At 71.0% G+C, this 10,698-nt stretch carries 9 protein-coding genes; all 9 read right to left on the bottom strand.

What is annotated here, in order from left to right:
* Window positions 1-159: 159 nt before the first annotated feature.
* The 9 genes from ACFY9I_RS26655 to ACFY9I_RS26615 all read right to left on the bottom strand — a co-directional run bounded on the left by ACFY9I_RS26655 (window position 160) and on the right by ACFY9I_RS26615 (window position 10,586).
* Window positions 160-393: a hypothetical protein gene (locus ACFY9I_RS26655; protein WP_391005810.1), complete on the bottom strand. Its 234-nt coding sequence runs from the start codon at window positions 391-393 to the stop codon at window positions 160-162.
* Window positions 394-661: 268 nt separating this feature from the next.
* Window positions 662-1,267, bottom strand: coding sequence for a hypothetical protein (locus tag ACFY9I_RS26650; protein WP_391005807.1), 606 nt, complete (start codon window positions 1,265-1,267; stop codon window positions 662-664).
* Between the two features lie 35 nt (window positions 1,268-1,302).
* Window positions 1,303-1,878, bottom strand: coding sequence for a GNAT family N-acetyltransferase (locus ACFY9I_RS26645; protein WP_391005804.1), 576 nt, complete (start codon window positions 1,876-1,878; stop codon window positions 1,303-1,305).
* Entirely contained in the window at window positions 1,856-4,087 is a 2,232-nt protein-coding gene (locus ACFY9I_RS26640) for an MMPL family transporter (RefSeq protein WP_391005801.1), read from the bottom strand. The genes ACFY9I_RS26645 and ACFY9I_RS26640 overlap by 23 nt, the downstream gene beginning before the upstream one ends.
* 237 nt (window positions 4,088-4,324) lie before the next feature.
* On the bottom strand, window positions 4,325-5,839 hold the full coding sequence (gene gatB / locus ACFY9I_RS26635) for an Asp-tRNA(Asn)/Glu-tRNA(Gln) amidotransferase subunit GatB (protein WP_391005798.1): 1,515 nt from the start codon (window positions 5,837-5,839) through the stop codon (window positions 4,325-4,327).
* Window positions 5,840-5,854: 15 nt separating this feature from the next.
* Window positions 5,855-6,097, bottom strand: coding sequence for a hypothetical protein (locus ACFY9I_RS26630; protein WP_005479998.1), 243 nt, complete (start codon window positions 6,095-6,097; stop codon window positions 5,855-5,857).
* Entirely contained in the window at window positions 6,094-7,590 is a 1,497-nt protein-coding gene (gene gatA, locus ACFY9I_RS26625) for an Asp-tRNA(Asn)/Glu-tRNA(Gln) amidotransferase subunit GatA (protein ID WP_391005796.1), read from the bottom strand. The genes ACFY9I_RS26630 and gatA overlap by 4 nt, the downstream gene beginning before the upstream one ends.
* Before the next feature lie 7 nt (window positions 7,591-7,597).
* Window positions 7,598-7,894, bottom strand: a complete 297-nt coding sequence (gatC, locus tag ACFY9I_RS26620; protein WP_005480000.1) for an Asp-tRNA(Asn)/Glu-tRNA(Gln) amidotransferase subunit GatC — start codon at window positions 7,892-7,894, stop codon at window positions 7,598-7,600.
* A gap of 313 nt (window positions 7,895-8,207) precedes the next feature.
* Window positions 8,208-10,586, bottom strand: coding sequence for an EAL domain-containing protein (locus tag ACFY9I_RS26615; RefSeq protein ID WP_391005793.1), 2,379 nt, complete (start codon window positions 10,584-10,586; stop codon window positions 8,208-8,210).
* Window positions 10,587-10,698 lie beyond the last annotated feature (112 nt).

Genomic DNA, 10,698 nt, shown 5'->3' with positions numbered 1-10,698 from the left:
CTCCTCGTCCGGTCTCCACGCCCGGCGACCCTCTGGACCACACCTCGTGCTTCCCCCGCGCTCCGGCGACACCGGCGGCCCCGGCCGCCCCTTTTTGCATTCGGCCGCGTCATGCGCCCCGCCGACGCGCCCCTCCCCCGCTCGCGCTCAAGCTCGCGCTCACACGGCCCGCGGGAAGCGGGGCCTGCGTATGCGTTCACGAGGCGGCCGTTCCTCCGCGTCCCGTTCGCTCTCTCCCGATGCCGCCGGCACCCCCGACGCGGACCTCGCGGTCACCGTGGAGGCGTGCGCGGCCTCGCGGCGGGCGCGGCGGACCTCCCGTGTCCGGCGGTACTGCTCCGCCTCGAGGATCAGCTCGGCGGAACGAATCTGATGAAGCTCGTACTCGAACATCTCTGCCCCTGGTGAAGAGTCGGTCTCCGGTTCGCTTGCTGCGATGCCTCAACCTTCGTCCCCGAGGCGGGTCCGCCACATCGGGAGAGTTCCGCATCTTGAACGCGGGAGGGGCCTTAGGCCCGCCGTAGGTGTCCCCACGGCGGGCCTAAGGCCCCTCAGAAATCGCCCTGTCAGCCGTTGTCAGCCCTATGACCCCTGTGAGCTCTGTGAGCTCTGTGAGCCCTGTGAGCTCTGTGAGCCCTGTGAGCCGCCTTCCGGGCGTACGTCAGGTGCTCGGCAGTGCCAGCAGGATGTCGGAGTACTTCAGGGCGGCCAGCACCAGCCCGATGAAACCGACCGAGACACCGGCCCAGGCGACGGACTTGATCCACGGCGCCTGCACCTGGTCGGGGTCGCCGAACGCGGGCCGCACCAGCACGGCGACACCGACGATCAGTCCGACCAGTGCGAAGATGCCGCCCCACAGGGCGGACGCCTGCCAGGCGTCGCCGTAGACCGTCTGGAGCTGCGTGGCGACGGACGCGTTGGTCGCGGCCTGCATCTCCAGCTGGCCGGTGAGCTCCTCACGCGCGGAGGCGACGGTGCCCACCCAGCCGCCGGTCAGCGAGACGAGGCCCAGCACCACGGACACGATGCCGGCGGCACCCTGCCCGACGCCGGGCGCCTTCGCGGTGGCCGGCGGGAACTGGTCGAACTCTGCGGCCTCGTCGGAGGCGTCGGCCTCACCGGAGCCGTCGGCGGCGCTCCGCCCTTCGGCCTCCGTGGTGGCGTCCCCCTTGGTGATGACATCGGCGCCCCGCACCGACCCGTCGTCGTTCTTGGCCTCGGCGCCCGTCTCGGCCCCGGTCTCGTCCACTGTCTTGGTTCCCATACCTCGCACCGTACGAATGTTGTCTGAGAGGTCTCTTAATGATCGCTGTGAGCGCTGCGGGCGCGTGCCGCTCGCCATTCGGGCGCCAGAACGGACCATATCTCCAGGTCGTGCCGGACACCTCGGTGGGGATGTCTCTCCCGCTGCACACCGTCCTTGACCATGCCGAGCCGCCGCGCCACGTTCAGGCTGGGCGTGTTGCCGGAGGCCGCGATCCACTCGACCCGGTGGATGCCCCGGACGTCGACGGCCCAGTCGATGAGGATCCGCGTCGCGCGCGTGACCAGTCCCCGGCCCGTGCCGGCGGGCTCCAGCCAGCAGCCGACCTCGCAGTTGGCGTTCTCCGCGTCGAAGTTGAGGAAGAGGACACCGCCGACGAGCTCGCCGTCGAGCCAGATGCCGTGCAGGGAGCCGGTGTCGGCGGCGCGCATGTCGGCGTACCGCTGGAGGACGGCGCGCGCGCCGTCGATGTCGGTGGCGGTCTGACCGAAGGGGACGTACTGGTTGATGAAGTCCCGCCCCCGCTCCAGGTGCGTGAGGAACTCCTCGGCGTACCAGGGTTCCAAGGGGCGCAGTTCGGCGCCGTCGTCACCCAGGGATATCGCGTACATCCTTCGGCCGCTCCTTATCCAGCTCTTCCAGCGAGACCTCCATGAGCCTCTCATGGGCGGCGCGGGTGCCGGGCGGTTCGATGCTGATGCGGGGCATCCGGCGGTCGAGCCAACGGGGCAGCCACCAGTTGGCGCCGCCGAGCAGGTGCATCAGGGCGGGGACGAGGAGCGTGCGCAGGACGAAGGCGTCGAGGGCGACGGCTGCGGCGAGCGCGATGCCGAACATGGCGATCACGCGGTCGCCGCTGAGGACGAAGGCGAGGAAGACGGAGATCATGATGACCGCGGCGGAGTTGATCACCCGGCTGGTCTCGGCGAGGCCGACCCGGACCGCGCGCCGGTTGTCGCCGGTCTCCAGCCACTCCTCGTACATCCGGCTGACCAGGAAGACCTGGTAGTCCATGGAGAGTCCGAAGAGGACCGACACCATGATCACGGGGAGGAAGGGTTCTATCGGGCCCGCCCGGCCGAGGCCCAGCAGCTCGCTCCCCCAGCCCCACTGGAAGATCGCGACGACCACGCCGAACGCGGCGGCGACGGCGGCCACGTTCATCACGGCGGCCTTGAGCGGGATCCCGATCGACCGGAAGGCGAGCAGGAGCAGCAGACAGCCCAGAGCGATGACGACGCCGACGAAGAGCGGCAGCTTGCCGACGATCACCTCCGCGAAGTCGTCGTAACCGGCGGTCACCCCGCCGACGTGCAGATCGAGTGTGGTGCCGGTCTCCGCACGCGGCAGCACCTTTTCACGCAGACGTTCGACAAGCGCGCTGGTCCTGGCGGACTGCGGGGAGGAGTCGGGTACGACGATGAGGTAGGCGGTGTCGCCACCGGCGTCGAACGTCACGGGGGTCACGGTGGAGACGCCCTCGGTGGCCCTGAGCGTCGTGTCCAGGTTGTCGAGGGCGAGCCGGTCGGCGGCTCCGTCCACCTCGGTGACCAGGGTGAGCGGGCCGTTCGTCCCGGGCCCGAACCCGTCGGCGAGGAGGTCGTACGCCTGGCGTGTGGTGGTCGTCCTCGGATCGTTGCCCTGGTCGGAGGTGCCCAGGCGCAGCCCCAGGGTGGGCAGGGCGAGCAGGGCGATGACGACGAGGGCGATCGCGCCGAGTTTCCTGGGGTGCCGCTCGACGAAGGCGGACCAGCGGGCGGCGAAGCCGGTGGGCAGCTCCGGCTCGGGACCGTGCTCGGCGAGGCGGCGGCGCTCACGGCGGCTGAGCGCCCGCATGCCGATGAACGACAGCAGGGCGGGCAGCAGCGTGACGGAGGCGGCGACGGTGAGGACCACGGTGAGGGAGGCGGCGATCGCTACGCCGTTGAGGAAACCGAGCCGCAGGATCAGCATGCCGAGCAGGGCTATGCAGACCGTGGCGCCCGCGAAGACGACGGCCCGCCCGGTGGTCGCGACCGCGGTGCGCGCGGCCTCCTCCACGGACAGCCCCCGCTTCAGCCCTCGGCGATGGCGGGTCACGATGAACAGCGCGTAGTCGATGCCCACGCCGAGGCCGATCAGAGTGCCCAGCATGGGCGCGAAGTCGGCGACCGTCATGGCGTGCCCGAGCAGGGTGATCCCGGCGTAGGCGGTGCCCACACTGACCAGGGCGGTCGCGATCGGCAGCAGACTGGCCACGAGGGAACCGAAGGCCAGGAAGAGGACCACGGCGGCGACGAGCACGCCGACGATCTCGGCGAGATGCCCGCCGGAGGTCTCGGTGAGCCCGATCGCGCTGCCGCCCAGTTCGATTTCGAGTCCGTCTCGCTCGGCGGCCTCGGCGGTGTCGACGACGGCCTGGGCCTCTGCCTTCTCCACGTCCTCGGCCGGCTTGTCGAAGGTGACGGTGGCGTACGCCGTACGGCCGTCCGCGCTGATCCGGCCGCTCTCGGCGGTGCCGTACGGGGCGGTCGCCGCGGTGACGCCCGGCAGGTCGGCGATCCGGTCGAGGGTCCGGGTCATCGTCTGCTCGACGGCGGCGGCTCGTACGGAGCCGTCCCGGGTGTGCCAGACGACGGTGGCGCTGTCACCGCCGACGCCGGGGAAGCCCTCGTTCAGGAGATCGGTGGCGCGGCTGGACTCGGTTCCGGGGGTCTTGTAGTCGTTCGAGTACGCGGCTCCCGCGACGGCGGCGCCCGCGGCCGTGCCGGCGAAGGCGAGAAGCCACAGAAGTACGGCGACGAGACGGTGCCGGACGCACCAGCGCGCAAGGGCTGCCACGGATCGCGCTCCTGGGGAGGGGAGGCAGGAACAATTCCTGGCAACTGTCGCATCACAATGTGATCATTTGACCCCTTTGAGGGTCTCCTCACAAGGGACGGGAGCCATCTCACAGGACAGATCTCGCCACTCTGTCACCCCGCGTCAGTGCCGTGCGCATGCCTGAGGGCGGCTCATCGCAGTGATGTTCCGCCCTCAGGGATACGCGGTGGACCGACCGTGCGTTCAGCCCTCGACTCAGCCCTCGGTGACGCCCAGCTTCTCCAGGATCAGCTCCTTGACGCGGGCCGCGTCCGCCTGGCCCCGGGTGGCCTTCATGACCGCGCCGACCAGGGCGCCGGCCGCGGCCACCTTGCCGCCGCGGATCTTGTCCGCGATGGCCGGGTTTCCGGCGATGGCCTCCTCGACCGCCGTCGTCAGGGCCCCCTCGTCGGAGACGACCTTCAGACCGCGCTTGTCGACGACCTCATCCGGGGTGCCCTCGCCCGCGAGGACGCCCTCGATGACCTGGCGTGCCAGCTTGTCGTTCAGGTCGCCCTTGGAGACCAGCTCGGTGACCCGGGCGACCTGCGCCGGGGTGATCGCCAGCTCGTCCAGCGCCCTGCCGGACTCGTTGGCGCTGCGGGCCAGTTCGCCCATCCACCACTTGCGGGCGGAGGCGGCGTCCGCACCGGCGTCGATGGTGGTGACGATGAGGTCCAGCGCGCCCGCGTTGAGGATCGCCTGCATTTCGGTACCCGAGATGCCCCACTCCGCGAGGAGCCGGTTGCGGCGGACCAGCGGCAACTCGGGCAGCGCGGCCCGGATCTCCTCGACCCACTCTCGCGAGGGGGCCACCGGAACGAGGTCCGGCTCGGGGAAGTAGCGGTAGTCCTCGGCCTCCTCCTTCACACGGCCCGAGGTCGTGGACCCCGTGTCCTCGTGGAAGTGCCGGGTCTCCTGGACGATCGTCCCGCCGCCGTCCAGGACGGCGGCGTGCCGCTGGATCTCGAAGCGGGCGGCGCGCTCGACGCTGCGCAGCGAGTTCACGTTCTTCGTCTCGGAGCGCGTGCCGAACTTCTCGCGGCCGTGCGGGCGCAGCGACAGGTTCACGTCGCAGCGCATCTGGCCCATCTCCATCCGGGCCTCCGAGACGCCGAGCGCCTTGATGACCTCGCGCAGCTCACGGACGTACGCCTTGGCGACCTCGGGAGCCCGCTCGCCCGCGCCCTCGATCGGCTTGGTGACGATCTCGATGAGCGGGATGCCCGCGCGGTTGTAGTCGAGCAGCGAGTGCGAGGCGCCGTGGATGCGGCCGGTGGCACCGCCGACGTGCGTCGACTTGCCGGTGTCCTCCTCCATGTGGGCGCGCTCGATCTCCACGCGGAAGGTCTCCCCGTCCTCCAGCTGCACGTCGAGGTAGCCGTTGAAGGCGATCGGCTCGTCGTACTGGGAGGTCTGGAAGTTCTTCGGCATGTCCGGATAGAAGTAGTTCTTCCGGGCGAAGCGGCACCACTCGGCGATCTCGCAGTTCAGCGCGAGACCGATCTTGATGGCGGACTCGACGCCGATCGCGTTGACGACCGGAAGCGCGCCGGGCAGGCCGAGGCAGGTGGGGCAGGTCTGCGTGTTGGCGTCCTGACCGAGTTCGGTCGAACAGCCGCAGAACATCTTGGTCTTGGTGCCGAGTTCGACATGGACCTCGAGGCCCATGACGGGGTCGTACGACGCCAGCGCGTCCTCGTACGACACCAGGTCGGTCGTGGTGGTCACGGTCTTACTTCCCTCTCAGCCCAGCAGGACGTCGTCGTCGCCCAGCCGCTTCAGTTCGCGGTACAGGATGGCAAGACCGGTGACGATGCCGACGGCGGCCACGGACGCGTCGATCAGCCGGAGCGTGTCCTGCTCGACGCGGGCCTTCTTGATCCGCTTGGCGATGCCCCACGCGCCGAAGGCGGTGGTGGCGATGGACACGTACGTACCGGACTTGGACTTCTGGAAGTCCTTGGCCTTGGACAGTGCGTTGCTCACAGCGACGGAGCCTCCTCGAGAAGCGGGTGCCCCCACTTTTCCACGAAGGCGGCCTCTACGGCGGCGCCGACCTTGTAAAGGCGGTCGTCCTTGAGCGCCGGGGCGATGATCTGCAGCCCGACGGGCAGCCCGTCCTCCGGCGCGAGGCCGCAGGGAAGGGACATCGCGGCGTTGCCCGCGAGGTTGGTCGGGATGGTGCAGAGATCCGCCAGGTACATCGCCATCGGGTCGTCGGCGCGCTCGCCGATCGGGAAGGCGGTGGTCGGCGTGGTCGGCGACACGATCACGTCGACCTTCTCGAACGACTTCTCGAAGTCCCGGGTGATGAGCGTACGGACCTTCTGGGCGCTGCCGTAGTACGCGTCGTAGTAGCCGGAGCTGAGCGCGTACGTGCCGAGCATGATGCGGCGCTTCACCTCGGGGCCGAAGCCCGCCTCACGGGTGAGGGAGGTGACCGTCTCGGCGGAGTTGGTGCCGTCGTCGCCGGTCCGCAGGCCGTAGCGCAGTCCGTCGAAGCGGGCGAGGTTGCTCGAACACTCGCTCGGCGCGATCAGGTAGTACGCGGCCAGCGCCAGGTCGAAGGACGGGCAGTCCAGCTCGACGATCTCGGCGCCCAGCTCCTTCAGCAGCGCGACGGACTCGTCGAAGCGCTGCACGACGCCGGCCTGGTAGCCCTCGCCGCGGAACTGCTTGACGACACCCACGCGCATCCCGGCGACGCTGCCGTTGCGGGCGGCCTCGACGACCGGCGGGACCGGGGCGTCGATGGAGGTGGAGTCGAGCGGATCGTGGCCGGCGATCACCTCGTGCAGCAGCGCCGCGTCCAGGACCGTACGGGCGCAGGGGCCGCCCTGGTCGAGGGAGGAGGAGAAGGCGACCATGCCGTAGCGGGAGACCGCGCCGTACGTCGGCTTCACCCCGACCGTGCCGGTGACGGCGGCCGGCTGGCGGATGGAACCGCCGGTGTCGGTGCCGATGGCGAGGGGTGCCTGGTAGGAGGCGAGCGAGGCGGAGGAACCGCCGCCGGAGCCGCCGGGGATGCGGGTGAGGTCCCACGGGTTGCCGGTCGGACCGTACGCGCTGTTCTCGGTGGAGGACCCCATGGCGAACTCGTCCATGTTGGTCTTGCCGAGGATGACGACGTCGGCGTCCTTGAGGCGCTTGGTGAGCGTCGCGTCGTAGGGCGGGATCCACCCTTCGAGAATCTTCGAGCCCACGGTGGTCGGGATGCCGACCGTGGTGAAGATGTCCTTGAGCGCGAGCGGCACACCGGCGAGCGGGCCGAGCTTCTCGCCCCTGGCCTTCTTCTCGTCGACGGCACGGGCCTGGGCGAGAGCGCCCTCGCGGTCGACGTGCAGGAAGGCGTGCACCTTCTCGTCGACGGCCTCGATCCGGGCCAGGTGGGCCTCGGTGACCTGCACGGCGGTGAGTGCGCCGGAGGCGATCTTCGCGGCGATCTCCGCCGCGGTGAGCTTGATGATGGCGTCGGTCATGACGTGATCAGTCCTCCCCCAGGATCTGCGGCACCTTGAAACGCTGCTGCTCCTGGGCCGGGGCGGCGGAAAGCGCCTGCTCGGGGGTGAGCGACGGACGGACCTCGTCCGCGCGCATGACGTTCGTCAGCGGCAGCGGGTGCGAGGTCGGCGGTACATCTTGGTCGGCGACCTCGCTGACGCGGGCGACCGCGCCGATGATGTCGTCCAGCTGGCCCGCGAAGTGCTCTAGCTCTTCGGGCTTCAGCTCCAGACGCGCCAGCCGGGCGAGGTGGGCGACCTCCTCGCGCGTAATGCCAGGCATGCAGCGATCCTCTGGGGTGAGTGTGTGTGGTTTGGCCCAATCCTAGGGTGCGCGCGATGCTGCCCGCGCACGGGTTTCGCCCCCGCCGCCCCTACCCGTCCCATCACCAGGGGCTGCCGCCCCTTCGGCCCCGCTCGGGTGCGTCCTTGTCCGCGGGCCGGTGGAGCTTCTCGCGCAGTTCCCCGCGCCCCTGAAAGACCAGGCCCTGCGGGCCTGGAGGATCGTCCGGGGCGCGGGGAACGGCGCGACCAGCCACCGCTCACCCGCGGACGCCAACCGACCGAACACCCCGAACACCCCGAGTTGTCACTCGCTACTCGTCGGCCGCCGCCGCGGGCAGCGCCGCGGCCGGCCGCTGCCACCCCCGTGACCCCCGCGCCCGCAACCACGCGGTCGTCTCCTCCGGCGGCATCGCGGCGGCGACGAGCCACCCCTGCACCGCGTCGCACCCCAGATCCCGCAACCGCTCCCACGTCTCGTCGTCCTCGACGCCCTCGGCGACGACGAGCAGCCCCAGCGAATGCGCGAGATCGACCGTGCAGCGCACGATCTCCGCGTCCTCGTTGTCGACCGCCAGCCGCGCCACGAACGATCGGTCGATCTTCAGCTCGCTGACCGGCAGCCGCCGCAGATGGACCAGCGACGAATACCCCGTCCCGAAGTCGTCGAGCGACATCTTCACCCCGTGCCCGGTGAGCCCGGCCAGGGTGTCCGCGGCCCGCTGCGGGTCCTCCAGCAGCACGTGTTCCGTTATCTCCAACTGCAACGCCCCGGCCGGCACCCCGTGCCGGGCCAGCCGTGCGGCCACCGCGCCCGCGAACCCGGGCGTGTGGACGTCGCGCGGGGACACGTTCACCGCGACCGGTACGTGCAGCCCCTGCGCCCGCCACCGCGCCACCTGGCCGAGCGCCGTCTCCAGCACGTACTCCGTGAGATGCGGCATCAGTCCTGACGACTCGGCGATCGCTATGAACTCGTCCGGCGGCACCTTCCCCCGCTCGGGATGCACCCACCGCACCAACGCCTCCAGACCGGCGACCTGCCCGTCGAAGCGCACCTTCGGCTGGTAGTGCAGCTCGACCTCCTGCGCGTCCAGCGCGCGCCGCAGGTCGCCCAGGAGACCGAGCCGGTCGGGGGTGTTCGAGTCCCGCTTGGACTCGTAGACCTCGACGCCCGTACGGTCCCGCTTCGCCTGGTACATCGCCACGTCCGCCCGCCGCAGCAGCCCCTCCGCGTCCAGCGCGTGGTCGGGGAAGACGGCGAGCCCGGCGCTGGCCTCCAGGACGAGGGTGAGCCCGTCGAGGTCGAGCGGTGAGCCGAGCGCGGCGACGAGGTTGCGGGCCACGCGGGACGCGGAGGTCGTTGAGTCGGCGACCGGCAGCAGTACGGCGAACTCGTCGCCGCCGAGCCGCGCGACCTCCGCTCCACGCGGCAGGGCCACCCGCAGTCGATCGGCTATCTGCAACAGCAGCCGGTCGCCCGCGAGATGCCCGAGCGTGTCATTGACGGACCGGAAACGGTCGAGGTCGATCAGCATCAGTGCCGACCGGGCGCCGATGCGTTCGGCGTCGTCCAAGGCGGTCCAGGTGCGTTCGAGCAGCCACTGGCGGTTCGGCAGTCCGGTGAGCGGGTCGCGCAGTTGCTCCTCGGCGCGGGCTCGGGCTATCCACAGGGTGGAGTCGAGCGCGATGAGAGGGATGGCGAAGAGCGGCAGCAGCAGGGGTTGCGCGGTGGCGACCACGCAGACGAGCGGGGCGATGCCGAGCAGCGCCACGGCGACGAGCCCCTGTCTGACCAGGGCCGTCCGCGCGACGGTGGGCAGGCCGCCGCGCGGTGCGGCCAGATACCAGAGCAGGGCGCGGGTGACCGCGAGATAGGCGACGGCGACCAGCGCGACCTGGGGCGCCGAGTAGAGGTTCCAGCTCTCGGGGTCCCAGGGCCGCTCCACCGAGGGGACGCGGCCGAAGACCCTGAGGACGAGCGCGCCGGCTCCGATGCCGAGGATGTCGACCGCGCCGTGCAGCAGGCCCTGCCGCCAGCGGCCTCGGCGGGCGACACCCACGAGGACGACGACGGTGAGGCTGATCATCCCGGCGGCCACCCAGCCGTACAGCAGCAGGACGGCGAGGGTGAGGGCGGCGCCGGAGCCGGTGCCGCCCCACCAGCGGGCGCGCCCCATGGCGACGAGATGGCCGACGATGATGCCGGTCAGCAGGGCGAGGGACCAGCCGACCGTGCTGGACGGGAAGAGCGCGTGCATGCCGATGAACGCCCGGTAGAAGCCGGCGCCCAGGATGGCGCCGGCGAGGCCCACGATCACGGCGGGCAGCGCGGGCCAGGACTGGTGCCGCTCGGCGTCGTGGCCCGGCAGTTCGTGTCCGCGGTCCTCGCTGAGCGCGCCCGTGAGGGAGGGGGCCGCGCCCGTGCCGACCGCGGTGCCGACGGTGAGCTGTGCCGGGCCCGGTACGAAGGGGCTGTGTGCGCTCGCGCCCGCACGGCCGGGCGGCCGTCCCGCCCCGACCCCGGCGTCGGCCGCCGCCGGCGGCCCGAGGCTGCGTTCGCGGCTTCCCTGCTCCTGACTTCCCTCGAACGGGCGTACCCCCATGAGCAGGGAGCGTCCCCATCGCCAGGCCCCGGACACCCGGCGCAGGCGCAGCCGTGAGTCCGGGGCGACGCTCTCGGTCGGTTCCATTCCCGTCCCTCTCACAGCCGGCGGTGCCCGCGCCACGCGGCCCGTTGCTCCCGACAACCCTCAACGGCACCGCGTCCGAAAACCCACCACGCGTCCGGGCACGGCAGGCGCA

Source organism: Streptomyces sp. NPDC012510 (genome assembly GCF_042955065.1).
Taxonomy (GTDB): Bacteria; Actinomycetota; Actinomycetes; order Streptomycetales; family Streptomycetaceae; genus Streptomyces.
Note: the sequence above shows the minus strand (reverse complement) of the source record. Positions and strands in the feature narration are given on the sequence as shown.

Bases quoted from the DNA above. Each gene is read 5' to 3' on its own strand.
- ACFY9I_RS26655 (WP_391005810.1), bottom strand. From the start codon at position 393: ATGTTCGAGTACGAGCTTCATCAGATTCGTTCCGCCGAGCTGATCCTC.
- ACFY9I_RS26650 (WP_391005807.1), bottom strand. From the start codon at position 1,267: ATGGGAACCAAGACAGTGGACGAGACCGGGGCCGAGACGGGCGCCGAG.
- ACFY9I_RS26645 (WP_391005804.1), bottom strand. From the start codon at position 1,878: ATGTACGCGATATCCCTGGGTGACGACGGCGCCGAACTGCGCCCCTTG.
- gatA (WP_391005796.1), bottom strand. From the start codon at position 7,590: ATGACCGACGCCATCATCAAGCTCACCGCGGCGGAGATCGCCGCGAAG.
- gatC (WP_005480000.1), bottom strand. From the start codon at position 7,894: ATGCCTGGCATTACGCGCGAGGAGGTCGCCCACCTCGCCCGGCTGGCG.
- ACFY9I_RS26615 (WP_391005793.1), bottom strand. From the start codon at position 10,586: ATGGAACCGACCGAGAGCGTCGCCCCGGACTCACGGCTGCGCCTGCGC.